The 25,883-nt window shown below is 70.3% G+C and carries 22 protein-coding genes; 4 read left to right on the top strand and 18 right to left on the bottom strand.

Features of this window, described 5'->3' with window-relative positions; all coding sequences use genetic code 11:
• Positions 1-17 precede the first annotated feature (17 nt).
• The 5 genes from ASF76_RS12025 to ASF76_RS12045 all read right to left on the bottom strand — a co-directional run bounded on the left by ASF76_RS12025 (position 18) and on the right by ASF76_RS12045 (position 3,213).
• A complete protein-coding gene (locus tag ASF76_RS12025; RefSeq protein ID WP_055957978.1) occupies positions 18-962 on the bottom strand; it encodes a bifunctional riboflavin kinase/FAD synthetase in 945 nt (314 codons plus the stop codon).
• Positions 959-1,378 (bottom strand): hypothetical protein, encoded by a 420-nt coding sequence (locus ASF76_RS12030; protein ID WP_055957981.1) that lies wholly within the window; start codon positions 1,376-1,378, stop codon positions 959-961. Before ASF76_RS12030 ends, ASF76_RS12025 begins: the two co-directional genes overlap by 4 nt.
• A gap of 70 nt (positions 1,379-1,448) precedes the next feature.
• Positions 1,449-1,817 (bottom strand): hypothetical protein, encoded by a 369-nt coding sequence (locus ASF76_RS12035; protein WP_055957984.1) that lies wholly within the window; start codon positions 1,815-1,817, stop codon positions 1,449-1,451.
• Positions 1,814-2,707 carry a tRNA pseudouridine(55) synthase TruB gene (gene truB, locus ASF76_RS12040; RefSeq protein WP_055957989.1) on the bottom strand — a complete coding sequence of 298 codons (894 nt, stop codon included), beginning with the start codon at positions 2,705-2,707 and terminating at the stop codon, positions 1,814-1,816. The genes ASF76_RS12035 and truB overlap by 4 nt, the downstream gene beginning before the upstream one ends.
• Positions 2,707-3,213 (bottom strand): hypothetical protein, encoded by a 507-nt coding sequence (locus tag ASF76_RS12045; RefSeq protein WP_055957992.1) that lies wholly within the window; start codon positions 3,211-3,213, stop codon positions 2,707-2,709. The genes truB and ASF76_RS12045 overlap by 1 nt, the downstream gene beginning before the upstream one ends.
• A gap of 413 nt (positions 3,214-3,626) precedes the next feature.
• Between ASF76_RS12045 and ASF76_RS12050 the strand changes: the two genes are divergently transcribed.
• Entirely contained in the window at positions 3,627-4,505 is an 879-nt protein-coding gene (locus tag ASF76_RS12050; protein WP_055957995.1) for an A/G-specific adenine glycosylase, read from the top strand.
• 300 nt (positions 4,506-4,805) lie between these two features.
• Here ASF76_RS12050 and rbfA read toward each other — a convergent pair whose 3' ends face one another.
• From rbfA to ASF76_RS12075, 6 genes are all read right to left on the bottom strand, one after another.
• On the bottom strand, positions 4,806-5,294 hold the full coding sequence (gene rbfA / locus ASF76_RS12055) for a 30S ribosome-binding factor RbfA (protein WP_055957998.1): 489 nt from the start codon (positions 5,292-5,294) through the stop codon (positions 4,806-4,808).
• 215 nt (positions 5,295-5,509) lie between these two features.
• Positions 5,510-8,341, bottom strand: a complete 2,832-nt coding sequence (gene infB / locus ASF76_RS12060; protein WP_200936129.1) for a translation initiation factor IF-2 — start codon at positions 8,339-8,341, stop codon at positions 5,510-5,512.
• A gap of 93 nt (positions 8,342-8,434) precedes the next feature.
• On the bottom strand, positions 8,435-8,686 hold the full coding sequence (locus tag ASF76_RS16805; protein ID WP_082485035.1) for a YlxR family protein: 252 nt from the start codon (positions 8,684-8,686) through the stop codon (positions 8,435-8,437).
• 33 nt (positions 8,687-8,719) lie between these two features.
• On the bottom strand, positions 8,720-9,709 hold the full coding sequence (gene nusA, locus ASF76_RS12065) for a transcription termination factor NusA (protein ID WP_055958004.1): 990 nt from the start codon (positions 9,707-9,709) through the stop codon (positions 8,720-8,722).
• Positions 9,710-9,826: 117 nt separating this feature from the next.
• Complete coding sequence (locus ASF76_RS12070) at positions 9,827-10,429, bottom strand: HD domain-containing protein (protein ID WP_055958006.1); 603 nt, start codon at positions 10,427-10,429, stop codon at positions 9,827-9,829.
• A gap of 268 nt (positions 10,430-10,697) precedes the next feature.
• Complete coding sequence (locus ASF76_RS12075; protein WP_235561297.1) at positions 10,698-13,193, bottom strand: glycogen/starch/alpha-glucan phosphorylase; 2,496 nt, start codon at positions 13,191-13,193, stop codon at positions 10,698-10,700.
• 184 nt (positions 13,194-13,377) lie between these two features.
• Between ASF76_RS12075 and ASF76_RS12080 the strand changes: the two genes are divergently transcribed.
• Positions 13,378-14,187, top strand: coding sequence for a DUF1206 domain-containing protein (locus ASF76_RS12080; RefSeq protein ID WP_055958012.1), 810 nt, complete (start codon positions 13,378-13,380; stop codon positions 14,185-14,187).
• 87 nt (positions 14,188-14,274) lie between these two features.
• On the opposite strand, the gene ASF76_RS12085 is transcribed toward ASF76_RS12080, so the two are convergent.
• The 4 genes from ASF76_RS12085 to ASF76_RS12100 all read right to left on the bottom strand — a co-directional run bounded on the left by ASF76_RS12085 (position 14,275) and on the right by ASF76_RS12100 (position 18,877).
• Positions 14,275-15,096: an aldo/keto reductase gene (locus tag ASF76_RS12085; protein WP_055958015.1), complete on the bottom strand. Its 822-nt coding sequence runs from the start codon at positions 15,094-15,096 to the stop codon at positions 14,275-14,277.
• An 86-nt stretch (positions 15,097-15,182) separates the two neighbouring features.
• Entirely contained in the window at positions 15,183-16,979 is a 1,797-nt protein-coding gene (locus ASF76_RS12090; RefSeq protein ID WP_055958018.1) for a proline--tRNA ligase, read from the bottom strand.
• A gap of 96 nt (positions 16,980-17,075) precedes the next feature.
• The gene (locus ASF76_RS17105; protein ID WP_156459244.1) at positions 17,076-18,278 is read right to left on the bottom strand and encodes a hypothetical protein; all 1,203 of its coding nucleotides are present in this window, start codon (positions 18,276-18,278) and stop codon (positions 17,076-17,078) included.
• On the bottom strand, positions 18,275-18,877 hold the full coding sequence (locus tag ASF76_RS12100) for an RNA polymerase sigma factor (protein ID WP_082485037.1): 603 nt from the start codon (positions 18,875-18,877) through the stop codon (positions 18,275-18,277). Before ASF76_RS12100 ends, ASF76_RS17105 begins: the two co-directional genes overlap by 4 nt.
• Positions 18,878-19,008: 131 nt before the next feature.
• On the opposite strand from ASF76_RS12100, the gene pcp reads away from it, so the two are divergent.
• Positions 19,009-19,641, top strand: coding sequence for a pyroglutamyl-peptidase I (gene pcp, locus ASF76_RS12105; protein ID WP_200936130.1), 633 nt, complete (start codon positions 19,009-19,011; stop codon positions 19,639-19,641).
• 153 nt (positions 19,642-19,794) lie between these two features.
• Here the strand turns inward: pcp and ASF76_RS12110 are convergent, their stop codons facing one another.
• Both ASF76_RS12110 and ispG read right to left on the bottom strand, forming a co-directional pair.
• Positions 19,795-20,979, bottom strand: a complete 1,185-nt coding sequence (locus ASF76_RS12110) for a benzoate/H(+) symporter BenE family transporter (RefSeq protein WP_055958027.1) — start codon at positions 20,977-20,979, stop codon at positions 19,795-19,797.
• 75 nt (positions 20,980-21,054) lie between these two features.
• The gene (ispG, locus tag ASF76_RS12115; protein ID WP_200936131.1) at positions 21,055-22,206 is read right to left on the bottom strand and encodes a flavodoxin-dependent (E)-4-hydroxy-3-methylbut-2-enyl-diphosphate synthase; all 1,152 of its coding nucleotides are present in this window, start codon (positions 22,204-22,206) and stop codon (positions 21,055-21,057) included.
• Positions 22,207-22,414: 208 nt separating this feature from the next.
• On the opposite strand from ispG, the gene ASF76_RS12120 reads away from it, so the two are divergent.
• The gene (locus ASF76_RS12120; protein ID WP_055958030.1) at positions 22,415-24,424 is read left to right on the top strand and encodes an anthranilate synthase family protein; all 2,010 of its coding nucleotides are present in this window, start codon (positions 22,415-22,417) and stop codon (positions 24,422-24,424) included.
• A 136-nt stretch (positions 24,425-24,560) separates the two neighbouring features.
• Here the strand turns inward: ASF76_RS12120 and ASF76_RS12125 are convergent, their stop codons facing one another.
• Positions 24,561-25,877 (bottom strand): M50 family metallopeptidase, encoded by a 1,317-nt coding sequence (locus tag ASF76_RS12125; protein WP_055958033.1) that lies wholly within the window; start codon positions 25,875-25,877, stop codon positions 24,561-24,563.
• Positions 25,878-25,883: the final 6 nt, after the last annotated feature.

Genomic DNA, 25,883 nt, shown 5'->3' on the forward strand with positions numbered 1-25,883 from the left:
CAGGGCGCGAGCGGGACTCAGCGCAGGAGCGCGCGCGTGCGCTCCACGTCGTCGGCCATCTGCACCAGCAACGCATCGATCCCGTCGAAGGCGGTCATGCCGCGCACACGCTCGACGAAGCGCACCTCGACGTGGTGTCCGTAGAGGTCGAGGCCCGTCTCGTCCAGCACGTAGGCCTCGACCTGCCGGGAGTGCACGTCGTCGAACGTGGGGTTGGTACCGACGCTGATCGCCGCGGGGTAGCTGATGCGGCGTGTGCCGTCGACGTCGATGAGCCAGCCGGCGTAGACGCCGTCGGCCGGCACGAAGCCCTCGAGGTCCTGCGAGAGATTCGCCGTCGGGTAACCGAGCTCCCGCCCGCGTTTGAGCCCGTGCACGACCTCACCCCACACCGACGGAGCGCGTCCCAGAAGGCGTGCGGCGGTGGTGACGTCGCCGGCCGACAGCGCCTCGCGGATCCATGTCGACGACACGCGACGGTCGGCGTGCACCGCGCGCACGTCATCGACCACGTCGACGCGGAAACCGTGTTCGGCGCCCATCCGCTCGAGCAGCGCCGGATCGCCCATACCGCCCGCGCCGAAACGGAAGTCGCGCCCGACGAGCACCGTGCGCGCCTCGAGGGCGTCGACCAGGATGCCGCGGACGAACTCCTCCGCCGCGATCGACGCCAGCGCGTCGTCGAAGGTGAGGAGCAGGGTGGCATCCACTCCGGCTCGTTCGAGGAGTTCGAGCTTCTGGTGCGGTCCGATCACGTCGGGTGGGCAGCGACCCGGCATCAGCACGCTGAGAGGGTTGCGGTCGAAGGTCACCGCCACGACCCGCGCCCCGTCGGACGCGTCGACGCGGGCACGGTCGATCACCGCGCGGTGGCCGGTGTGGACGCCGTCGAACTTGCCGATCGCCACCACCGACGGTCCGAAGCCCGCGGGGACCTCGGCGGGGTCGCGGAACACGATCATGTCGTCGCCCGGCGGTGGCGCATCAACCACCACAGGCCGAGGAACGGCAGCACCAGCGGGATGAACAGGTAGCCGTAGCCGTACACCGACCAGACCGTCGGGTGCTGGAACAGCGCGGGGTCGACCAGACTCAGCGTGCCCACGACGAGCACGCCGACGAGTTCGAAGCCGATCGCGATCCACGCGACGCGGTACCAGGCGGGCCGCGCCGAGAAGATGAGGGCGAGGGTCGCGAGGATGTAGACGACGGCGGCGAGCGCTGACAACGAGTACGCCAACGGGGCGTCATCGAATTCGCGGGCGATCTGCACGAAGGAGCGGCCCGTGGCGGCGAGCGCCATGATGCCGTAGAAGACGACGAGGACACGGCCGATGCCGGTCATCCCCCGGGGGCGGGTGGGAGTGGTGGATGCCATGACCCCTCGATTCTAGTTCTCCGGCGTCTGACCCGAGCGATGCGCCCGTGTCAGGGCATCCGCGAACCACTCAGGCGATCTGCACCGTCCAGATGACGTGCATGCGCCACACCATCACGGCGACCGCGAGGGCGGCGACGCCCATGATGACGGTGCTCCAGCGGCTGCGTTCGATCAGCGCCCACGCCACTCCCGCGACCGGCACCAGCGCCGCCGAGACGAGGTACGTCCAGAATTCCAACAGGCTGCCCGAGGGCGGGTTCCCCGCGAACGGGGCGATGATCGCCACCACGATCTGCACGACGAGCAGAAGCTCGATGAGCGCGAGGGATCCGACAGTCAGGTCACCCGGCCGCCGGCCGACGAGACCGGCGACGACGGCGACGGTTCCGGCGAGCACCGCGATGCCCACCTGCGCGAGCGTGAACCACAGGATCATCGCGCGACCTCCTCGGGCATGTTCATGACGCTCTTCAGCTGCGTCCCGCGCCTCTCGACGATGCCGATCAACCGGCCGTCGGGGTCGATCGCCGCGGCCACGGCACCCGTGAGTCGTCCGCCGCCGTCGATGCGCTTGCCGTGGCGCAGATCCTGCGCTTCGTCCGCCCCGACGGCGAGGGCTCCAACCACGACCGCCGCGGCGGTCGCCGGTTCGATGAGGGTGTCTTCGGAGACGTCGTCGATCGATTCCGCCGCGGCCACCTCGAACGACCCGATACGCGTGCGACGCAGCATGGTCAGGTGTCCGCCCACGCCGAGCGCGCGCCCGAGGTCGCGGGCGAGGGCGCGGATGTAGGTACCACTCGTGCAGTCGACGACGACGTCGAGTTCGATGATCCCGTCACCGCGGCGCATCGCGCGAACCTCGAAGCGCGACACCGTCACGCGTCGGGCCTTCAGCTCGACCTCTTCGCCGGCGCGGGCGAGGTCGTACGCGCGGCGGCCGCCGACCTTGATCGCCGAGACCGTGCTCGGGACCTGCTCGATCTCGCCGGTGAGCGCGGCGATCCCCGCGGCGATGGCTTCGTCGGTGACCGCGGCCACGGCCGTGGCATCCGCCCGCTCCGTCTCGACCCCGTCGGCGTCATCGCTGTCGGTGGCGACGCCGAGCACGATCGTCGCCTGGTACGTCTTGTCAGCGCCGACGATGTAGGTCAACAGCCGTGTCGCGCCCTCGACGCCGAGCACCAGCAGACCCGTCGCCATGGGGTCGAGCGTGCCCGCGTGTCCGATCTTGCGGGTGCCGAGCGCGCGACGTGCGCGCGAGACGACGTCATGGCTGGTGATGCCCCCCGGCTTATCGACCAGGAGGATGCCGGCGCGGACCATCAGCAGAAGTCCCCGAAGACCTGAACGGGGTGGGCCGTGTCGGAGTTCTCCACGATGACCGAGGCGGCGGCCTTGGGCCGCGAGGTGCGCAGGTAGTGCTTCTCGGCATCCGGAAGCTCCGGACGCGGGGCGCCGATCGGCGGGTTGCTCTCGAGCCAGACGGAGAAGTTCCACAGGCCCCGCACCTCGGGAGTGTGCAGGAAGCGTCCCGAGACGACGAGCACCGCATCGGCGGGGGCGACGTCGCCCGGACCGAAAGGTTCGCCCGCACGGAAGGGCGCGATCAGACGCTCACGGGCGTTCGGCACGCCGTCGGCCAGGGCGGCGCGAAAGACCGTCGTGCCCTCCTGCTCGACGGCCGCCGCGAACGCATCCGCGAAGGCACCGGCCGCTTCGCTGTCCAGCGCGTCGACGGCGACCACGACGCGACCCGCGCGACTGTTCTGACGCATGAGGCCGAGCAGACTCCGCTGCAGGTCACGGGCGGTGTTCTCGGACGACGACATGCTCCCAGCCTACTTTCGCCGCCGCGCCGCCCTCCCTCATCCGCGGAAACCTGTGGGCCGCGGGGACGTCCCGTCGCTCCGCTCCACGCATAAACGCGATCCGTGCGCATGAACGCGCTCTCGCCGTGTTTTTGCGCACGGACAGCGTTTATACGTGCCGACCGGGCCGACGACCCGCCACGCCCGCGACCCGCCACGCCCGCAGCCCGCACCGCCCCGGCGCATCCGCCGCCAGGCGCGCCACGCTGATCCCGCCGACCGGCGCCCTCACCCCCACACGCGTCCTGCCGACCGGCGGCCCTACCCACGCATAAACACGATCCATGCGCAGAAACACGCTCTCACCGTGTTTCCGCGCACGGACGGCGTTTAGGCATGGCGGTTTCCCACGCGGGCGCTCGTAGGCTGGACGGATGCCAGGACTCGCCGCCCCGCTCATCGCCTGGTACGGCCAGGCGGCGCGCGACCTCCCCTGGCGGCGAGAGGCGTTCGGGGCGTGGGGCACGCTCGTCAGCGAATTCATGCTGCAGCAGACCCCCGTGGCGCGGGTCATCCCGCACCTCGAGGCGTGGCTCACGCGGTGGCCGACCCCGACGGATCTGGCCGCCTCGCCGCCCGGAGACGCGGTGACCCAGTGGGCAAACCTCGGCTATCCCCGTCGAGCGCTGTGGCTGCACCGAGCCGCCGTCGAGATCCGCGACAGGCACGATGGCGTCGTGCCGCGCGATGTCGAGGCGCTCCTCGCCCTCACCGGCATCGGCGACTACACCGCCCGCGCGGTGGCGGTGTTCGCGTACGGAGATCGGCATCCGGTCGTCGACACCAACACGCGCCGCGTGCTGGCCCGCGCCGTCGAGGGACGCGCGCAGCCCGGACCGCCCCACCGCCGCGACCTGGAGCGAATGGATGCCGAACTCCCCGACGGCGTCGTCGACGCGGCCATCGTGAACGCCGCCGCAATGGAGCTCGGCGCAATCGTCTGCACGGCCCGGTCGCCGAAGTGCGAGCTGTGCCCGCTCGCGGCGCAGTGCGCGTGGCGTGCGTCGGGGTATCCGGAATCCGAGGACAGACGCCGCAAGCAGGCGACCTACGAGGGCAGCGACAGACAGGCGCGCGGTGCGGTGCTGAGGGTGCTCCGTGATGCTGCGCCCTCGCCCGTGCCGCTGGTGGCGGTGCTGCCCGACTGGCCGGACGCCGCCCAGCGAGATCGCGCGATCGACTCACTCGTGGCTGACGGCCTCGCCGAAGCGATCGACGGCATCCTGCGCCTCCCGGGCCATCCGGCATCCTGATCCACGGGTTTCGCGTCCCGGGTCCGGCGTCCCACATTCGCGGAGCACGACTCGCGCGGTGCTGTGCCGCCACGGCCTCCGTAGGGGGCGGCGATCGGGCACGCCGGATTCGTGCTGGTCACACACCTCTGCCCGGCGATCAGCAGATCGCGTGCCGCCAGCGCACACGTCCTGCGATGACGTTTCCGACGCACGGGACGACCGGCCGGTCCGGAGGATGCCAGACGGGTGAGCCCGGTGACGACGAACGGCCGGATGCCACCCGCTCGGGGTGGGCATCCGGCCGTCGACGCACCAGGCTCAGGCCCGCGTGCCGTCCTCGTCGTCGTCGGCGGTGTCGTCCTCGCCGAGGTCGTCATCGTCTTCGTCGGTGTCGCGCGGCTTGACGTACGGGTCGGCGTCGCCGGCGTACGCGGCCGATGCCGCGAGTCCCGCGACCGACTCGTCGCGCTCACGCGCTTCACGCAGGAGCGCGGAGATGTGATCGGCATTCTCGGGGATCGCGTCGAGGATGAACTCGAGCGACGGGGTGAGACGCGTGTTGAGATTCTTTCCCACCTCGCTGCGCAGCATGCCGGTCGCCGACTTCAGCGCCGCCGCGGTGTCGTTGCGGTGCGCCTCGTCGCCCATGACGGTGTAGAACACCGACGCATGCTGGAGGTCGCCGGTGACGCGGACGTCGGTGATCGTCACGAATCCGAGCCGCGGGTCGCGCAGCCCCTTCTCGAGCCGCTCAGCGAGCACCACGCGAATGCGATCGGCCACGCGGGCCTGTCGTTCCCCTGCCACTGCCTTCTCCTTCTTGTTCCATACCGCCGCGAGTCGAGCGCCCCGCGGCTCATTGCCGAGTGGGAGGCGCGTCGCGGGGCAACTGCACCAGCGTGGGCCGGAGGGGTGTGCATCTCCGAGAGCATCGGGGTAGGGGCCCCGCTCTGCTCTCGGAGATGCACACCCCGCAGGCCGAAGCGGGAGCCGCGCCCGGTGGCACGACTCCCGCTCGACGATCAGCCTCGCGGCTTCTCGATGAGTTCCGTCGTTTCGATCTCGTCACCGATCTGGATGTCGTTGAACTTGCCGAGACCGATACCGGCCTCGAAGTCCGTACGCACCTCGGTGACGTCGTCCTTGAAGCGGCGCAGCGACTCGATGGCCAGACCATCTGCCAGCACGACACCATCGCGGATGACGCGAGCCTTGGCATTGCGCGTGATCGTTCCCGACCGCACGATGACACCGGCGATGTTGCCGAACTTCGAGGAGCGGAACACCTCGCGGATCTCGGCGACACCCGACTGCACCTCTTCGAACTCCGGCTTGAGCAGGCCCTTGAGCGACTGCTCGACGTCGTCGATCGCGTTGTAGATGACCGAGTAGAACCGCACGTCGACACCCTCGCGGGCGGCGCGCTCACGGGCCTTCGTGTCGGGACGGACGTTGAAGCCGATCACGATCGCGTTGTCGATCGTGGCCAGGTTGATGTCCGACTCGGTGATCGCACCCACACCGCGGTGGATGATGCGCAGCTGCACGCTGTCGTCGACCTCGATCTTGAGCAGCGATTCTTCCAGCGCCTCGACGGCACCGGAGACGTCACCCTTGATGATGAGGTTGAGCGACTCGACCTTGCCCTCTTCGAGAGCGCGGGTGAAGTCCTCGAGCGAGATGCGCTTGCGGGCCTTGGCCAGCTGGGCGTTGCGCTGTGCGGCTTCACGCTTCTCGGCGATCTGACGGGCGGTGCGGTCTTCCTCGGCGACGATGAAGACGTCACCGGCCCGGGGCACGGAGTTCAGACCCTGCACCGACACGGGACGCGAGGGGTAGGCCTCGTCGACGGCGTCGCCGTTCTCGTCCATCATCGCGCGGACGCGGCCGTACGCGGTGCCCGCGACGATCGCATCGCCGACGCGCAGCGTTCCCGACTGGATGAGCACCGTGGCCACCGAACCGCGGCCCTTGTCGAGCTTCGCTTCGATCGCGACACCACGGGCCGCCTTGTTGGGGTTGGCCGTGAGGTCGAGCCCGGCATCGGCGGTGAGCAGCACCGCATCCAGGAGGGCCTGGATGTTGAGGTTCTCTCGGGCCGACACGTCGACGAACATGACGTCTCCGCCGTACTCCTCGGCGACCAGACCGTACTCGGTGAGCTGCTGGCGCACCTTCGCGGGGTTGGCGTCGGGCTTGTCGACCTTGTTGACCGCGACCACGATCGGCACGTTCGCCGCCTGGGCGTGGTTCAGCGCCTCGACCGTCTGGGGCATGATGCCGTCGTCGGCAGCGACCACGAGGATCGCGATGTCGGTCACCTGCGCACCACGGGCACGCATGGCGGTGAAGGCCTCGTGACCCGGGGTGTCGATGAAGGTGATCGCGCGCTCGATGCCCTCGTGCTCGGTCCAGATCTGGTACGCACCGATGTGCTGCGTGATGCCACCGGCTTCGCCCGCGACCACGTTGGTCTGACGGATGGCGTCGAGCAGTCGCGTCTTACCGTGGTCGACGTGACCCATGACGGTGACCACGGGAGGACGGATCTCGAGATCGTCCTCGCTCTCGGCCTCGAGCTCGGCATCGAGGTCGAGACCGAAGCCCTCGAGGAGCTCCTTGTCTTCGTCCTCGGGCGAGACCATCTGGATCTTGTAGCCGAGCTCGGCGCCGAGCACCTCGAAGGTGGCCTCGTCGAGCGACTCGGTCGCGGTGGCCATCTCGCCCAGGTTGAACAGGATGGTCACGAGCGTGCCGGGCTGCACGTTGTAGCCGCGCAGGGCCTCGAGCTTGTCGGCGAAGTCCGAGATCGAGGCACCGCGACGCAGGCGGATGATCTCGCCGTTGCCCTTCGAGACGTTGACGCCGCCGACGACCGGCGCCGACCGCATCTCGAATTCCTGCCGCTTCGCACGACGCGACTTGCGCTGCTTCGACTTGCCGCCGCCCTTACCGAAGGCACCCGCGGTTCCACCGCCGGGGCCACGGCCGCGACCGCCACCACCGCCGGGGCGACCGGCGAAGCCGCCGCCACCGGGAGCACCGGGGGCGCCACCGGGACGCTGGAAGCCGCCACCGGCACCGCCGGGACGACCGGGGCCGCCGGGACGCTGCTGGAACGGAGCGCCGCCGGGACGACCGGCACCGCCGGGTCGACCTGCACCACCGGGACGCGGGGCGCCCGGACGCGGGGCACCGGGACGCGGAGCCTGCGGGCGGGGGATGTTGCCGGGAGTCGGCCGCTGACCCATGCCCTGCGCCGAGGCGAAGGGGTTGTTGCCGGGACGGGGACCCGAGGGCCGCTGGCCCATGCCCTGCGCCGAGGCGAACGGGTTGTTGCCGGGACGGGCGCCACCGGGACGCGGGGGCGAGCTGGGGCCGGGCTTGGGGGCCGTCGAACCCGGGCTCGGCGGCGACGACGGGGTGGCCGGCGAAGCCGCGGCGTCGGCGGCAGGCGCGGCCGCGGGGGCGGCCGGAGCGGGGGTGGTCTCCGCGGGAGCGGAAGCAGCCGGTGCGGCGGCGGGCTCGGCCGGAGCCGCGGGCTCGGCTGCGGCGGCGGGCTTCGCGGGTCCGGGACGGGGGCCCGAGGGACGGGCACCGGGGGTCGCCGCGGGACGCGCGGGTCCGGGGCGAGCGCCGGATGCGGGACGCGCCGCGGGCGCGGCGGACTTGGCATCCGAGGACCCCGAGGAGCTCTCGGCCGCGAGGGCGGCGCGGAGCTTACGAGCCACGGGGGGCTCGATGGTGGATGAGGGGCTCTTGACGAACTCGCCGAGCTCCTTCAGCTTCGCAAGCGCGACCTTGCTGTCGACGCCGAGCTCGGAAGCGATCTCGTGCACGCGTGGTTTTGCCACAATTCTCCTGTCTGAGGGCCTACCCCGGACAGGGCAGACCGCTAGTTGCGGACGGGTCTCATTTCGAGCCGTTCACTTCGTGTCCATAGCCGTTCAGCCTTTTCGCTGGAGGTGTGATTCGAAGGTCTGCGTGTCAAGCGGGCCTGACACACGCAATGCTCGTACGAAGGCGCGACGCGTGAGAGCTTTCCTCACGCACGCGTCCGTCTCGTGCACCCACGCTCCCCGTCCCGGAAGGACCGCTCGCTCGTCAGCGACGAGCATCGATCCGTGGGCGACCACACGCAGAAGCGATGATCGGGGGGCGCGTGCGCGGCATCCGACGCACGTTCGTACTGGTTCCATCGTACACCTCGCCGTCGCCCCAGCGACGGACGCTCAGTTGTCTTCGAGGATGCTGTCGGGCTGGATGTCGATCTTCGCGCCGGTCAGCTTGGCGGCGAGGCGGGCGTTCTGCCCCTCTTTGCCGATGGCGAGCGACAGCTGGTAGTCGGGCACCAGAGCGCGAACGGCCTTGGTGGAGGCGTCGAGGACGAACGACGACGTCACCTTGGCGGGCGACAGGGCGTTCGCGACGAAGCGGGGCAGCTCGGCGTCGTAGTCGATGATGTCGATCTTCTCGCCCGCGAGCTCTTCGGTGACCGCGCGGACGCGGCGGCCCAGCTCGCCGATGCAGGCGCCCTTGGCGTTGACCGTCGGGTCGTTCGCCTTGACGGCGATCTTCGAACGGTGGCCGGCCTCGCGGGCGAGCGACACGATCTCGACGAGACCCGCGGCGATCTCGGGGACCTCGAGCGCGAAGAGCTTGCGCACCAGGCCGGGGTGCGTGCGCGACACCGTGATCTGCGGACCCTTGTTGCCCTTGGAGACGCTGGTGACGTACACGCGCAGACGCGAACCGTGCGCGTACGTCTCGCCGGGCACCTGCTCCTCGGGCGGGAGGATCGCCTCGACGGTGCCGAGGTCGACGTGCACCATGCGCGGGTTCGGACCCTGCTGCACGACACCCGCGACGATGTCCCCCTCTTTTCCTCGGAACTCCCCCAGCACGGCGTCGTCGGCGATGTCGCGGAGGCGCTGGCTGATGACCTGCTTCGCAGCGAACGCCGCGATGCGGCCGAAGTCATCGGGCGCCTGCTCCTCTTCGCCGATGACGGCGCCCTCTTCGTCGGTGACGGGGGTGAAGATGCCCACGTGACCGGTCTTGCGATCGAGCGTCGCGCGCGCACCCTCGGGGATCTCACCGCTGGGCGAGATGTGCTTCGCGTAGGCGGTCAGGATCGCCTGCTCGATGATGCGCGCGAGTTCATCGAAGGGGATCTCCTTCTCGCGTTCGATCGTCTTGAGAAGTGCGAGATCGATGTCCACAAGGCCCTCCGTTATTCAGCTCTCGTCGACGCGACCGGCGCCGACAACCCTCCTACGATACCCGGGATGCCGTCTCGCCCGCGACCCGGTGGCGGTCCGGTCTCCTCTCGTCAGCCCTCACACGCGCTCGAGCGGGTTCCCTGCGAGCTTCGCCACCACTCCCCCGTCGACGAGCCGCCGCGCTGCGGTGTCGGGCTTTCGCGATGCCTGATCGACGACGCACGCGCCGAACTCCGCGGCCAGAGCGCCGCGGGGGTGCGCTACGAGCACCTCGCGGAGGAACGAGGCAGGCAGGGCGTCGGGGCGCGACCCCGAGATGTCGAGGGCGGTCGCCGTCTCGAGCAGGTGGCCCTCGGCATCCATCGACGGATCCACGCTCGGCCAGTTGTGACGCACGATCACCTCCAACACGCGTTCCCGCCGCTCGCGCGGCCACCCGGCCCCGGCCGTGAGGGCGATGCCGACGTGGCCACCCGCGTGCTCGTACGACAGCGAGTGGTTGTCGAACTCGGTGACGGTGCCGATGTCGTGGAGCAGGGCGGAAACGTAGAGCAGTTCGTGGTCGACGCCCGTGATGCCGTCTACGAGGGCGAACGCCTCTGCCCACAGCCACGAACGCAGCGCGTGTGCGGTGAGGGCGGGCGTCTGGTACTCGGTCGCCAGCGCCAGAGCGCCGCGGGCGGCGAGGGTGTCGGGCACGGGGATGTCGCTGATGCGCACGGAGCCTCCGGGGGTCGGGTGGTTCCCACTCTGCCGCGACCACGCCGCGAACGGCGCATTCCCGGCAGCCAGCCGTCGGCGCCTTCCTGCCAGAGCACCGTGCACGACGCAGGAGGTCGGCCGGGGGCTTCGCCTCGTTCCGCGCCCGGGGCGGCGCGGAACCCGCGTCGGCAGAAACGAATGCCGTGGCGCCGAGGCCCCGGCATGCTGCCCTCGTGTCAGAAGAGACCGGATGCCGCGACCCTCAGGCCGCGGCATCCGGAGCACGTCAGCTGATCGGCGTGGCGTGCCAGATGCGGTCGAGGTAATCGCGCATGGCGCGATCGGACGAGAAGTAGCCGCTCCGCGCGACGTTGAGAATGGCCGAGCGCACCCAGGCATCCTGGTCGGCGTACGCGGCATCGACGCGACCCTGCGCGTCGAGGTACGACCGGAAGTCGGCGAGCGCCATGAAGCGGTCGTCGTAGAGCAGGTTCGACACGAGCGGCTCGAAGATCGAACGGTCTCCGTCGGAGAACGCTCCGGATGCGATCAGATCGATGGCGCGACGGAGTTCGTCGTCTTCCTGGTAGAAGTCGGCGGGGCGGTAGCCCTCGGTCCACAGCGCCTCGACCTCGGGTTCGCTCATACCGAACAGGAAGAAGTTGTCGTCGCCGACGAGCTTGCGGATCTCGACGTTCGCGCCGTCGTCGGTGCCGATGGTGAGGGCACCGTTCAGCGCCAGCTTCATGTTTCCCGTGCCCGACGCCTCCTTGCCGGCGAGCGAGATCTGCTCCGACAGGTCGGCGGCCGGGATGATGCGCTCAGCGAGGGTGACGTTGTAGTTGGCGGGGTAGAGCACCTTGAGCTTGCCCTTGACGCGTTCGTCGGTGCTCACGACCTCGCCGACGGCGTTGATCAGGTGGATGATGCGCTTGGCCATGCCGTAACCGGGGGCGGCCTTGGCGCCGAAGAGGAACGTGCGCGGCTGCACGGCATCCACGTCGAGACGGCCCGACACGATGCCCTCGTAGGTGCTGACGATGTGCAGCACCTTCAGCGTCTGGCGCTTGTATTCGTGCAGGCGCTTGATCATCACGTCGAGCATGTGACCGTCGTCGAGCGGGGCTTCCCCCCGCGCCTCCAGCACGCGGCTCAGGCGGCGCTTGTTCGAGGCCTTCACCGCCGCGAAGCGCTCGCGGAAGTCGTCGTCGTCGGCGAGGGCCTCCAGGCCCCGGAGCCGCTCGAGGTCGACGGTCCAGCCCGCGCCGAGGGCCTCGGTGATGAGGTCGGACAGCTCGGGGTTGGCCAAACGCAGGAACCGGCGGGGCGTGACGCCGTTGGTGACGTTGGTGAACTTATCCGGCCACATCTCGGCGAAGTCCTTGAGCACGTTGTCGCGCAGCAGCTGGGAGTGGAGCTCGGCGACACCGTTGACCTTGGAACCGGCGACCGTGGCGAGGTACGCCATCCGCACGGAGCGGGAGGGGTGCTCGCCGATGATCGACATGTTGCGGATGAGCATCTCGTCGTCGCCGAAACGCTCGCGCACCTCGAGGAGGAACTCGTCGTTGATGCGGTAGATGATCTCCAGGTGCCGCGGCAGCAGACGCCCCAGCAGGTCGACCGACCAGACTTCGAGCGCCTCGGGCAGCAACGTGTGGCACGTGTACGCGAAGCACTTCTGCGTGATGGCCCACGCGGCATCCCATTCGAGCTTCTTCTCGTCGACCAGGACGCGCATGAGCTCGGGGACGCCGATGACGGGGTGGGTGTCGTTGAGCTGGAAGATGACGCGCTCGGGCAGCTTCTCGATGTCGAAGTCGTCGGGCAGCACGTTCCCGATGAAGTCGGCGATCGAGGCGGCGACGAAGAAGTACTGCTGCTGGAGACGGAGCTCTTTGCCCTGGGGGGTGGAGTCCTCGGGGTAGAGCACCTTGGAGATGTTCTCGGCGAAGGTCTGCGCGCGCACCGACTGCACGTAGTCACCGGAGTTGAAGGTGTGCAGGTCGAAGGCGTTGGTGGCCACCGCGCGCCACAGGCGCAGGGTGTTGACGCGTCCGTTGTGGTAGCCGGGCACCATCATGTTGTACGGCACCGCGAGGACGTTCCACTCGGGGACCCAGCGGGTGCGCTCGACCCCGTCGTCGTCGTAGGTCTCGGTGGTGCCGGCGAACGAGATGGTCTGCGCCGCCTCGGGGTGGGCGAAGTCCCACGGCGAGCCCATGCGCAGCCACGCGTCGGGCTGCTCGATCTGCTGACCGTCGGCGAAGGCCTGACGGAAGATGCCGTACTCGTAGCGGATGCCGTAACCGATCGTCGGCACGCTCATGGTCGCGAGCGAGTCGATGAAGCAGGCGGCCAAGCGTCCGAGACCGCCGTTGCCGAGACCGGGCTCGATCTCGACCTGGCGCAGGTCGTCGATGTCGATACCGCACTGCGCGAGCGCCTCGGTAGCGATGTCGGTCAAGCGCGAGGCGAGCAGGTTGTTGTCGAGCTGGCGGCCCAGCAGGTACTCCGCCGAGAGGTAGCAGACGGTCTTGTTCTGCTGGGCCTTCTGCTGCGCCCGATCGTCGAACCACCGCGCCATGAGGTAGTCGCGCACCGTGTACGCGAGCGCGAGGTACTGGTCGTTGACGTCGGAGGCCGACAGCGTGACACCCTGATCGAAGTTCAGGTTCTGGAGGAACTGTTTCGCGAACCCGTCGACGGATGCCGCGGGGGCGACGACGGGCGCGATGGCCAGCGGGTGGGTGGGGCGCAGCTCAGAGGTGTTCTCGGGCACCATCCGACCGTAATGAGTCGCGCGCCGCGGCGCCAAGGCGGAACGGGAACGACACACGATCTTCACCCATTCGCCGCATTCCTTGAAGGAACCCCACAGGTGCTCTCACCCTCCTCCCCATGGGGGCCCGTCCCCCGAGCGCAAGCGAGTGGCGCGGTGCGGCACGAGGCCGTACGGTTCCGGGGTGCCCTCCTCCGCCCGCTCCGTCGCGCGTGACGCCGAGGCCAACACCGCCTTCCGCGTCGCCGCCCGCGCGGGCTACGTCGCCAACGGCATCCTGCATCTGCTCATCGGCGGGCTCGTGCTCGCCGTGGGTTTCGGCGCGGCGGAAGACACGGATCAGACGGGCGCCTTCCGCGCCGTGGCGGCCCTGCCGCTCGGGGCGGTGGCGCTCGGGGCGCTGGCCCTGGGCCTCGTGGCCCTGGGATGTTGGCACCTGCTGCAGGCCGTCGCCCCACGCGGCCTCTCCGGGTGGAAGCGCCTCGCATGGGTCGCCGCCGAGGCGCCGCAGGGCGTCGTCTTCATCGTGATCGGTGTGATCTCGGCGTCCGTCGCCCTCGGCGCCCGCCCCCACGCGGAGCAGGCGGCGGAGGACGCCAGCGAGGTCGCGCTCACCCTCCCGATCGGCGGGTTCATCCTGGGGACGGTGGGACTGGCTGTGGCGGGCGTGGGCATCGGGTTCGGGTGGATGGGCCTTCGGCGCTCGTTCCACAGCAAAGTGCGGCTGCCCGACGGCGTGGGAGGTCACGTGCTCAGCGCACTGGGGGTGGTGGGCTTCCTCGCGAAGGGCGTGGCGCTCGTCGTCGTGGGCGTCCTGCTGGTCATCGCCGCCGTACGAATCGAACCCGACACCGCCGGCGGCCTCGACGGAGCCGTATCCGCGCTGATCGCGCTGCCCGCGGGTCCGTTCCTCGCTCTGCTCGTGGGGCTCGGATTCCTCGGGTACGGCGTGTTCACTGTCTTCCGTGCGCGCTATGCACGGTTGGACGCGTAGCGCTCGAGCAACCCGTCGGAGTCTCGTTCGCGGATGACGGTCGGTACCCGTGGGCACGGACGTTCGGCCGCGTCGTGCGCGGCGGACTCAGTCGAGAGCGGGGTCTCGTCCGGTGCGCTCGCCCGTGTCGAGCCCGGCGATCGCGGCGTGATCGTCGGCGGCGAGGGCGAAGTCGAACACGTCGCCGTTCTCGCGGATGCGCTCGAGCGACACCGACTTGGGGAACACCACCAACCCCCGGTCGAGGTGCCAGCGCACCACGACCTGCGCCGGGGTCTTGCCGTAGCGCTCGGCGATCCGCGCGAGCACGGGCTCGTCGAGCAGTCCGCCGCGCGCCAGCGGTGCCCACGACTCGGTGACGATGCCGTTCGCGGTGTCCCAGTCGACGAGCGCGTCCTGCGGGAAGCGCGGGTGCAGCTCCACCTGGTTGACCGCCGGCAGCACACCGGTCTCGGTGCGGAGGCGCTCGAGGTGCGCGATCGAGAAGTTGCTGACGCCGATCGAGGTCGCCCGCCCTTCCTGCTGCAACCGCAGCAGAGCGCGCCACGTGTCGACGTACCGGTCGGCACTGGGGATGGGCCAGTGGATGAGGTACAGGTCGACCCGGTCGAGGCCCAGGCGCGCGCTGCTCGCGTCGAACGCGCGCAGCGTCTCGTCGAAGCCCTGGTCGTCGTTCCACACCTTGGTGGTGACGAACACGTCGTCGCGGTCGAGGCCCGAAGCGCGCAGCCCCTCCCCGACCTCGGTCTCGTTGCCGTAGAGGGCGGCGGTGTCGACGTGCCGATAGCCTGCGGCGAGCGCCCCCTCGACCAGGTCGGCGGTGACGTCGGCGGGCACCTTGTAGGTGCCGATACCGAGCTGCGGGATCGTGGAGCCGTCGGACAGCGACAGGCGGGGGGCGGCGATCATGGCATCCACGCTACCGGCGCTCACGCCGGGGAAAGGCGGAACGGCATCCCCCTGTCGTCCGCTGGGGATGCCGTTCCGCAAGAGCCTCAGCGCGTGAGCGCAGCCACCGCGTCGGCGACCGGGACGGTCTCGCGCTCGCCCGTGCGGCGGTCCCAGAGCTCGACCTGGCCCTCGGCGGCGCCGCGACCGACGATGAGGATGCGCGGGATGCCGACGAGCTCGGCGTCGCCGAACTTGACACCCGGCGAGACCTTGGGGCGGTCGTCGTAGAGCACGTCGAGGCCGGCGGCCTCGAGCTGATCCGAGACGGATGCCGCGAGCTCGAACGCGACCGCGTCACGACCGGTGGCCACGACGTGCACGTCGAACGGGGCGACCGACTCGGGCCAGATGAGGCCCTTGGCGTCGTTGTTGCGCTCGGCGATGATCGCGAGGATGCGGGTGACGCCGATGCCGTACGAGCCCATCGTGACGGTGGCGAGCTTGCCGTTCTCGTCGAGCACCTTCAACCCGAGCGCTTCGGCGTACTTGCGGCCGAGCTGGAACACGTGACCGATCTCCATGCCACGCGCCAATTCCACCGGGCCGGAGCCGTCGGGAGCCGGATCGCCGGGTCGGACGGTGGCGACCTCGACGAAGCCGTCGCCGACGAAGTCCCGGCCGGCGACGAGGGAGTGCACGTGCTTCTGGTCGATGTTCGCGCCGGTGATCCACGCGGTGCCGTCGACGACGCGGGGGTCGAGCACGTAGCGGATCTTCGTGGCCGACTCCTCGCCCAGCACGGCGCCCGTCGGCGACCAGGGGCCGATGTAGCCCTTGACCAGCAGGGGGTGCTTCGCGAAGTCGGCCTCGGTGGCGGCTTCGACCTCGGCGGGTGCGAAGGCGACCTCGACGCGCTTGTCGTCGACGTCGCGGTCGCCGGGAAGACCCACGACGACGAGCTCGCGCGTGCCGTCGAGGTGGGTGAGGGCCATCACGACGTTCTTCAGCGTGTGGGCGGCGGTCCACTCGGTGACCCCGTCGGTCGCCGGGCCGGCGATACCGGCGGCGGGCGCGTCGAGGTGGGCGTTCGAGTGATCGACGAGGGTCGCGATCGTCGGGGTGTTCGGCGAGTCGAAGATCTCGGCATCCGGCTGTCCATCGATGGGCAGCGCCTCGGGGGCGACGGTCGTGAACGCCTCGACGTTGGCCGCGTAGCCGCCGGCGGAGCGCACGAAGGTGTCTTCGCCGATGGGGGTCGGGTGCAGGAACTCCTCCGACTTCGAGCCGCCCATCGCGCCCGCGTCGGCGGCGACGATGACGTATTCGAGACCGAGGCGGGTGAAGATGCGCTCGTAGGCGTCGCGCTGCGCCTGGTACGAGGCGTCGAGCCCGGCATCCGTCGCGTCGAACGAATAGGCGTCTTTCATCGTGAACTCGCGGCCGCGCAGGAGTCCGGCGCGGGGTCGCGCCTCATCGCGGTACTTGTCCTGGATCTGGTAGAGCGTCAGCGGCAGGTCTTTGTACGACGAGTAGAGGTCCTTCACCAGCAGGGTGAACATCTCTTCGTGCGTCGGCGCGAGCAGGTAGTCGGCGCCCTTTCGGTCCTGCAGGCGGAACAGCGCATCGCCGTACTCCTCCCAGCGGCCCGTGACCTCGTACGGTTCACGGGGAAGGAGCGCCGGGAAATGCACCTCGAAGGCCCCGGCATTCGCCATCTCTTCGCGCACGACCGTCTCGATCTTGGCCTTGACCTTCAGGCCCAGCGGCAGCCATGCGAAGATGCCCGGGGCGTTTCGGCGGATGTAGCCGGCGCGCACGAGCAGACGGTGACTCGTGACCTCGGCATCCGAGGGATCTTCGCGGAGCGTGCGGAGGAAGTAGTTCGACAGACGGGTGACCACGAGAGTCGAGTCTAAGGCGCACGGGAGGAGGCGCCGGGTGCGGGATGCCGCGGGCGGGCCCGCCTACGCGATAGCCGGCGTACCTCCCCGCGACACTCAGCCGTAAACCTGTGCGAAGACGGTCTCCGCGATCTGGGCCGCGAGAACCCCCGTCCCGGATTCGTCCGAGCTGAAGGGGAGCCCGATGCGGACCCAATTTCCGTCGACGAGGACGTCGACGCTGCACGACGCTCCGTACTCAACCTGCTGGCAGCTCAGTCGCGCAGCGTCCGTCTGCTGCCCACCCGTCACCGCGAGCGGTTGGCCAGGGGCACCCCCGTCGAACGCCCACTCGCCGCCGGGCAGCCAGATGATCGACATGAGCAGGGGGTCCTCGTATTGGTTGACCCCGCTCTGGTGGGCCGTGCAGAACGGCGCATCCCAGTAACCGGACATCATCCAAGACTGGAGGCTCCACCCTCCCCGTCCGACGGGCTCGATGATCATCCCGTCCTGGCCCAACAGCAAGCTGAGCCGCTCCGCCGGCAGGAAGGTCGCGCAGTCGCCCGTCAGCGGAGTCGTCCCCGCGGGTGGCGCCCACACAGACGGCGAGGGCGGCGAGGCCAGGACGAGATCCCGCATCGAGTCATAGGCCGCGTCGAGAGCGGGCACCGCGTCTTCCCGTTCCGCACCGGCGTACGCGCCCTCAACGAGGATGTAGCTGCCCGCCACGAGCTCGCAGGGCGGGTTCTCGGGGTCGCACTCGCCCCCGCTCAACGAGTCGCGGTCCTCGATCGCGCCCTCCGCGTCGGGAACCACCGCGACCGTCAGCCATGTTGCTTCCGGATCGCCGAACTCGCAATACACGGCGCCGGCCTGCGCGAACGAGTACTGCATCGGTCCCCTCGTCCAAGAGTTGCCCCGGGGACTTGGCCGGGTGTCGACCGTCTCGACGACCTCCCCACCGAAGTAGCCGCGCACCGTTTGTGCAACGTCGTCGCACGCGAATGCGAACCGCGGCGCAGGTTGCGTCACCCGGCTCACCGAGGTCGGGGTCGCGGTCGGTGTAGGGCTCGGGGCGGAAGTCGGCGCGGGGGGCGACGTGGCAGTTTCCGTCGGAGTGGGCGTCGCCGCGATCTCCGGGGCGCTGAGCGTCGACGTCGCGGCCACTCCCCCGGCGATGGCGACCACGAGCACCGCGGCGATGGATCCCGCGATCACCGCGTTCCGGTGCGCGCCGACCGGCTTGATCCCGCGCGCACCACCCAAGATCTGAGCGCGCAGAGCCGAACGCTCGGAGGGCGTCAGTTCGTCGTTCATGCCCGAACCCCTTCCAGCGCGAGCTCATCGCGCAGTTTCGCTTTCGCGCGGGCCAACCGCGACTTCACGGTCCCGGCAGGAATTCCCAGGGCCTCCGCCACCTCGCGCTCGGCGTACCCCTCCAGCACCGACAGCACCACGACCGCCTGCTCCCGTTCGGGCAGACGCTTCAACGCCGACAGCACGCCACTGTCGTCGTGCCCCGCGGACGGCACCGCCTCCGCCACCGGCGCCCGGTCGAGCAGCGCCCGATACCGCCGACTCGAACGCTCCAGGTTCCGAGCGCAATGCGCCACCGTCGTCAGCAGCCACGGCAACGGCGACCCATCCACCAGACGCACCGTGACGCGCTTGCGCCACAGCTCGAAGAACGCCACCGTCACGGCATCCTTCGCATCCTCCCGGTGCGTCAGCAACCGCGACGCATGCCGGAACAGACGCGCCTCGTGCCGATCGAACAGCGCGGCGAGCGCGACCTCGTCGCCTTGGCGCACCCGGGTCCAGAGCCCGGCGTCGTCATCATCCACACTCAGAAGTGTCCGCCAGACGGGCATCGGTTCCCCCACCCGATAACGAAACGACAACAGCGCGGCGACCATGGCCGCAGCAACCCCCGGCACGCCCGGCGTCACCCCCGCGGAGGGCGGAGGACCCGCGGCGGCGCCCCCGTCTCACCACGCGCTCCGACGCCGACCGACCCGACTGCGGGACCGCGACATAGCCTGGAGCGATGACCACGATCCTGCTCACCGGGTTCGAGCCGTTCGCGGGCGATGCCACGAATCCGTCCGGCGACGCGGTGAACACGGTCGCCGCGGGCTGGCGCGGGCCGGAGCGGTTGGTCGTCGACGTGCTGCCGGTCGCTTTCGACGCGGCGTCGACGCGCCTGCGCGCGCTCATCGCCGTGCACCGCCCCGACATCGTCGTCGCGACGGGGCTCGCCGGCGGCCGGAGCCAGGTCACCCCCGAACGGGTGGCCGTCAACCTCGCCGATGCGCGGATCCCCGACAACGACGGCGCGCAGCCCGTCGACCTGGCGGTGGTGCCCGGCGGCCCTGCGGCCTACTTCGCGACGATCCCCGTCAAGGCCATCGCGGCGGCCGTGGCCGCCGCCGGCATCCCGTCCGCCGTCTCGCATTCCGCCGGCACGTTCGTCTGCAATCACGTGATGTTCACCGCACTGGATGCCGCCGCGCCCGGTGTTCGGGCAGGGTTCGTGCATGTGCCGTACGCCCGTGAAGAGGCCCTCGAAGGCGCCCCCGCGCTTCCCCTCGCCGACATCGCGCGGGCGCTTGAGATCGCGGTGCGCACCTGTGTCGAGGTTGCCGACGACCTCTCGATCCCCGCGGGCGCCCTGCACTGAGGCGAGCCGGGCTCAGTCCCCAGGCTCACCGTCGCCCCGCGTGCGAACGGCCGGACCGACCTGCGAGCCTCCTACCCACCGCCCCGCACGGGAACGATCGGGCAGTCTCAGCGCGCACGCTCCGCCGCCCTGCGCGAGAACGATGGGGCAGCCTCAGCCCGCGCGCTTTCCCACGTGCAGCACGGTACGCACCACGAGACCCGCCACGAGCGCCCAGAAGGCGGCGCTCACCCCGAACACCGCGATCCCGGATGCCGCGACGAGGAACGTCACCACCGCGGGCACCCGCTCGCCCGGGTCGTCGATGGCCTGCTGCACCGCCGAACCGAACGCGCCGAACAGCGCGACGCCCGCGACGGCGGGGATGACGCCGGCGGGGGCCAGCAGCACGATCGCCGCGAACGCCGCCGACAGTGCGCCGAGCACCAGATAGGTGCCGCCCGCGGAGACGCCCGCGACCCACCGGCGCTTCGGGTCGGGATGGGAATCCGGTCCCGCGGCGATCGCCGCGCTGATCGCCCCGAGGTTCATCGCGTGCCCGCCGAAGCCTGCGGCGGCGGCCGATCCGAGTCCGGTCACGAGCATGGCCGGACGCCACGGGATCGTGTACCCGAGGCTGCGCATGACGGCGACGCCCGGCACGTTCTGCGACGCCATCGTCACCACGAACAGCGGCAGGGCGATACCCACGACCGAGCCCACGGTGAGGGTGGGCGGCGTGAGCTCCAGCCGGGGCAGCAGGGTCGCGGCATCCATTTCGACGCCGGTGCGGGCGAGTTCGACGGCGACGACGGCGATCGCCGCGACGAAGGCCAGCGGGACCGCCCAGCGCGGCAAGAGACGGGATGCCACGAGCCAGACGATCAGCACCGGCGCGACGCCCCACGGGTCGTCCACCACGCCGACGAACGGCGCCACGCACAGCGGCAGCAGCACGCCGGCCAGCATCGCCTGCGCGATCGAGGGGGGAATGCGGGCGATCAGGGCCCCCAGCGGGGGGAACAGCGCGGTGCAGAGGATCAGCGCCGCCGACACGAGGAATCCGCCCACGACCGCCGGCCAGCCCCCGTCGACCGAGCCCGTCGCCGCCAGCAGAGCGACGCCGGGCGTCGACCACGCGACGGTGATCGGGATGCGATAGCGCCCGGCGAGCAGGATGCAGCCGATCCCGACGACGAGCGTGATGGCCAGCAGGCCGCTCGCCGCCTGCTCAGGGGTGGCGCCCACGGCCCGAAGGCCCGTCAGCACGACCGCGAAGGTGCTGGTGAAGCCGACGAGGGCGGTGACGACCCCGGCGATGAGCGGGCGGGTGAGGGAGGCGGCGGGTGTCTCGGTCATGAGGATCCCGACGCTAGCGGAACCCCGCTCCGCGCCGCCGACGCCGTTGCGCGCGGCGGCCGGGTGACAGCCGACTCAGGCCGTGACGACCTGCGCGGTGCCGGGTGTGGCGTCGGGGCCCATCTCGTCGGCGAGACGGTTCGCCTCTTCGATGAGCGTCTGCACGATCTCGGCCTCGGGCACGGTCTTGACGACCTGTCCCTTGACGAAGATCTGACCCTTGCCGTTGCCGGATGCCACGCCCAGGTCGGCGTCGCGCGCTTCTCCGGGCCCGTTGACGACGCAGCCCATCACGGCCACGCGCAGCGGCACGGTCAGGTCTTTCAGACCCTCGGTGACATCGTCGGCGAGCGTGTAGACGTCGACCTGCGCACGGCCGCACGAGGGGCACGAGACGATCTCGAGCTTGCGCTCGCGGAGGTTCAGCGACTGCAGGATCTGGTGGCCGACCTTGACCTCTTCGGCGGGCGGGGCCGAGAGCGAGACGCGGATCGTGTCGCCGATGCCCTCCGACAGCAGGATGCCGAACGCCGTGGCGCTCTTGATCGTGCCCTGGAACGCCGGACCCGCCTCGGTCACACCGAGGTGGAGCGGCCAGTCGCCGCGCTCGGACAGCATGCGATACGCCTTCACCATGACGATGGGGTCGTTGTGCTTCACCGAGATCTTGAAGTCGTGGAAGTCGTGCTCTTCGAACAGCGAGGCCTCCCACACGGCGCTCTCGACGAGCGCCTCGGGCGTGGCCTTGCCGTACTTCTCCAGCAGACGCCGGTCGAGGGAACCGGCGTTCACGCCGATACGCAGCGACACGCCGGCGGCCTTGGCAGCGGCGGCGATCGCGCCGACCTGGTCGTCGAACTTGCGGATGTTGCCCGGGTTCACGCGTACCGCGCCGCAGCCGGCGTCGATCGCCTGGAAGACGTACTTGGGCTGGAAGTGGATGTCGGCGATGACCGGGATCTGGCTCTTCTTCGCGATGATGTGCAGCACATCCGCGTCGTCCTGCGACGGCACGGCCACGCGCACGATCTCGCAACCGGATGCCGTGAGCTCGGCGATCTGCTGCAGCGTGGCGTTGATGTTGGTGGTCGGGGTCGTGCACATGGACTGCACGCTGACCGGCGCGTTACCGCCGACGAGCACCTTGCCGACCTTGATCTGACGAGTCTTCCGACGAGGCGCGAGGACCTCCGGCACGCGGGGCATCCCGATGTTCACTGCAGGCACGCCGATCAGCCTACGCCTCAGGCCCCGGACGGGGGCTGAAGACGCCCTGTGGTAGGTTCGGCGCCATGCGCGCGTACACACCCTGGTGGCCCACCGTCTAGGCGGTGCGCACGCATGCAACAGACCGCCCTCCCCCTGGGGAACCCGGGCGGTCTTCGCGTTTTCGGCGGCCGCTTTGGACCCTCCCTCACAGACGGAAAGATTCTCGATGACCGGGCCCGACCCCTCCTCCCTGCTCCGCGACCTCGCCGGCGGCACCGCGCCCTTCGCGCTGATCGCCCGCGATGGCGCGACCGTCGAGGTACTCACCGGTGACGTCGTCGACGTCGAACTGCTCGCCGACATCCCCCTGACGGATGCCGAAGGCGCCGCGCGCGAGGTCCTCGCCCTCGTGCCGTACCGCCAGGTGCGCGAGCGCGGCTTCGTCTGCCACGACGACGCCGCGCCGTTGCGCTGCCTCGTCATCGACGAGCGCGTCGCCGTCCCGCGCGCCGAGGCCATGGCATCCCTCCCTTCCTCCCCCGTCCCCTTGACCGGAGCCGGTTTCGACATCGCCGACGAGGAGTACGCCGACATCGTCCGTCGCGTCATCGCCGAGGAGATCGGTCGCGGCGAGGGCGCGAACTTCGTCATCCGCCGCGATTTCGTCGCCGGGGTCGACGTCGACCCGCGCATCGCCGCGCTGACGTGGTTCCGTGCGCTGCTCGAGCACGAGAAGGGCGCCTACTGGACCTTCGCCGTGGTCACCGACGGGCATATCGCGGTCGGAGCGAGCCCCGAGGCGCACGTCAGCGCCCGGGACGGCATCGTCACGATGAACCCCATCTCGGGCACGTTCCGTCACCCCGCGGGTGGGGCGACGGCCGACACGCTGGCGGAATTCCTGCGCTCGACCAAGGAGACCGAGGAGCTCTTCATGGTCGTCGACGAGGAGCTGAAGATGATGAGCGCCGTCTGCAGCGACGGCGGGCGCATCACCGGTCCGCACCTCAAGGAGATGTCGCGTCTCACGCACACCGAGTACATGCTGCGCGGGCGCAGCGATCTCGACCCCCGTGACATCCTGCGCGAGACGATGTTCGCGCCCACCGTCACCGGCTCCCCGATGAAGAACGCGTGCACGGTCATCGCCCGCCACGAGTCCACGCCGCGTGGCTACTACTCCGGTGTCGCGGCGCTGTTCACCCCGAACGGTGCGATCGAGGGGCCCACGCACGACCTCGACGCGCCGATCCTCATCCGCACCGCGTATCTCGTCGACGGACGCCTGCGTGTGCCGGTCGGCGCGACACTCGTGCGACACTCCGACCCGTACGGCGAGGTGGGCGAAACCCACGGCAAGGCCGCGGGTGTGCTCGGCGCGATCGGGGCGATCCCGCGCGACAGCGCGCCGGTCGTCCCCGCGGCGCCCGCCGACGCCGACCCCGACGCCCCCGTCGCGCCGCGCCGCCCGCTGGGAGAAGACCCCGCGATCACCGAGCTGCTGGCATCGCGCAACGACCGCCTCGCGCCGTTCTGGATGAACCCGCAGGACCCCGACGGCTCCGGACCCTTCGCCGGCCGCACGGCTCTCGTCGTGGATGCCGAGGACCGTTTCACCACGATGCTCGCGCACCAGCTTCGCCACCTCGGCCTCGACACCCGCATCGTGCACTGGTCGGAGGTGACGGATGCCGAGATCGACGCCGCCGATCTCGTCGTCTCGGGCCCCGGTCCCGGCGACCCGCGCGACGACAGCCCGCGCATGAGCGCGATGCGCCGTGTCGTCTCGCGCCGCCTGCACAGCCGTTCTCCGCTGCTCGCCGTGTGCCTGAGCCACCAGATCCTCGCCGACCAACTCGGCATCGACCTCGAGCCGCTCGCGCAGCCGCACCAGGGTCTGCAGAAGAGCGTCGACCTGTTCGGCGAGGATGCGTCGATCGGGTTCTACAACACCTTCACCGCGCGCGTTGCGCCCGGGACGACCGAGCGCGGCGTCTGGTTCGGAGGCGTGACGGCGAACGCGGAGACGTCGGGAGCGGAGTCACCGCGCCCCCTCGCCCTCGACCCCGAGACGCTCACGCTCGATCTCCCCGCCGAAGTCGCGGCCGACCCCGAGACAGGTGACGTCTACGCGATGCGGGGGCGCGAGTTCGCCAGCGTGCAGGGACACCTCGAGTCGATCCTGTCGCGCGACGGCATGCGCACGTTGGAGCGCCTCATCGCCCACGCCCTCTGACGACGCGCGGCCCTTCGACCCGGCGACGGCGAGGTGGCTGAGCCCCGTCGAGCCTGCCGCGAGACGGGGGCGACACGCCCGACGAAGCCCCGAATCGGGATGGCTGCGCGTCGTCGACGCCGCCTCGACCCGCACGCTAGAGCAACTGCACCGGGTTGAAGACGTCGGCGAGGAACAGCACGCCGCCCATGCCGATGAGCAGCACGACGACGACGAAGGTCACGGGCACGAGCCTGGTGGCATCCACCGGCCGCGCGACCTTCCCGCGCAGACGCGCGATCCAGCGCTTGAGGCCGTCCCACAGAGCGACCACGACGTGCCCGCCGTCCAGCGGGAGCAGGGGGATGAGGTTGAAGACGAAGAGCGCGATGTTCAAAGCCGCCAGCAGGCCGATGATCGATTGAACCCGCGCGAGGATCGGCGCGTCGACAGCGGCGTACTCGCCCGCGAGACGGCCGGCACCCACGACGCTGAGCGGTCCATTCGGGTCGCGCGGCTGACCGGTGACGAGGTCGGCGGCGGTGTCGTAGATGCGCACCGGCAGCTGCGTCATGATCTGCGCGACGGCGCCCACCTGCTGGATCGTCGCCTCGGGACCCACCCAGATCGGCTGGGGCACGAGAGCCTGCTGAGCGCGGAGCCCCGCGAAACCGACGCTCTCGTACTCGATCGCTCCGGCGGCATCCCTCACCGGTTGTCCCTGCGCGTCGGTGACGGCGCGGTCGGTGCGCTCGGGGGTGACGGTGACCGTCTGCGTGGCACCGTCGCGCTCGATCACGACGGGAAGCGCCTGACCGGGTGCATCCTGGATGATGGCGGCCGCCTCGGCGAACGTCGACACCGCTCGACCGTCGACCGACACGACGACGTCACCCGGTTGGATGCCGGCGGCGGCCGCGGGTGCGACCGGGTCGGCCGAGGTGCAATCGGTGCGGTCCTCGCTCGCGGGGATGACGCACTGCGACACCGATGCGACGGTCGTGGTGGTGGTCGCGATGCCGATGCCGCTGACGGCGACGGCCGAGAGCACGAAGGCGAGCAGCAGGTTCATGACCGGGCCGCCGAGCATGACGACGACGCGCTTCCACACCGGCAGCTTGTAGAAGACGCGATCGTCGGCGGCGACCAGGGTCTCGGCGTTGGCGTCGCGTGCGTCCTGCACCATCGTGGCGAAGAAGCGGGAGCGACGTCTCGTCGGCTCCTCCCCCTCGGGGGCGGGTGGATACATGCCCGCCATCGAGATGAACCCACCGAGCGGCAGGAGCTTGAATCCGTACTCGGTCTCGCCCACGCGCTTCGACCACAGGGTGGGGCCGAACCCGATCATGTACTGGCCGACGCGCACGCCGAAGAGCTTGGCGGGCAGCAGATGCCCGACCTCGTGCAGGGCGATCGAGACGGCCAGGCCGATCACGAGCACGAGCACGCCGATGAGGAAGGCGATCGCGGTCACCCGGTG

It is taken from the genome of Microbacterium sp. Leaf151 (assembly GCF_001424225.1).
GTDB lineage: Bacteria > Actinomycetota > Actinomycetes > Actinomycetales > Microbacteriaceae > Microbacterium.

What these genes read in the sequence shown, in the direction of transcription:
- ASF76_RS12050 (WP_055957995.1), top strand. Translation starts at nt 3,627, where the DNA reads ATGCCAGGACTCGCCGCCCCGCTCATCGCCTGGTACGGCCAGGCGGCG.
- ASF76_RS12030 (WP_055957981.1), bottom strand. Translation starts at nt 1,378, where the DNA reads ATGGCATCCACCACTCCCACCCGCCCCCGGGGGATGACCGGCATCGGC.
- ASF76_RS12120 (WP_055958030.1), top strand. Translation starts at nt 22,415, where the DNA reads ATGACCGGGCCCGACCCCTCCTCCCTGCTCCGCGACCTCGCCGGCGGC.
- truB (WP_055957989.1), bottom strand. Translation starts at nt 2,707, where the DNA reads ATGGTCCGCGCCGGCATCCTCCTGGTCGATAAGCCGGGGGGCATCACC.
- pcp (WP_200936130.1), top strand. Translation starts at nt 19,009, where the DNA reads ATGACCACGATCCTGCTCACCGGGTTCGAGCCGTTCGCGGGCGATGCC.
- ASF76_RS16805 (WP_082485035.1), bottom strand. Translation starts at nt 8,686, where the DNA reads ATGGAACCAGTACGAACGTGCGTCGGATGCCGCGCACGCGCCCCCCGA.
- ASF76_RS12045 (WP_055957992.1), bottom strand. Translation starts at nt 3,213, where the DNA reads ATGTCGTCGTCCGAGAACACCGCCCGTGACCTGCAGCGGAGTCTGCTC.
- ASF76_RS12025 (WP_055957978.1), bottom strand. Translation starts at nt 962, where the DNA reads ATGATCGTGTTCCGCGACCCCGCCGAGGTCCCCGCGGGCTTCGGACCG.
- ASF76_RS12110 (WP_055958027.1), bottom strand. Translation starts at nt 20,979, where the DNA reads ATGACCGAGACACCCGCCGCCTCCCTCACCCGCCCGCTCATCGCCGGG.
- ASF76_RS12085 (WP_055958015.1), bottom strand. Translation starts at nt 15,096, where the DNA reads ATGATCGCCGCCCCCCGCCTGTCGCTGTCCGACGGCTCCACGATCCCG.
- ASF76_RS17105 (WP_156459244.1), bottom strand. Translation starts at nt 18,278, where the DNA reads ATGAACGACGAACTGACGCCCTCCGAGCGTTCGGCTCTGCGCGCTCAG.
- ASF76_RS12035 (WP_055957984.1), bottom strand. Translation starts at nt 1,817, where the DNA reads ATGATCCTGTGGTTCACGCTCGCGCAGGTGGGCATCGCGGTGCTCGCC.
- ASF76_RS12100 (WP_082485037.1), bottom strand. Translation starts at nt 18,877, where the DNA reads ATGGTCGCCGCGCTGTTGTCGTTTCGTTATCGGGTGGGGGAACCGATG.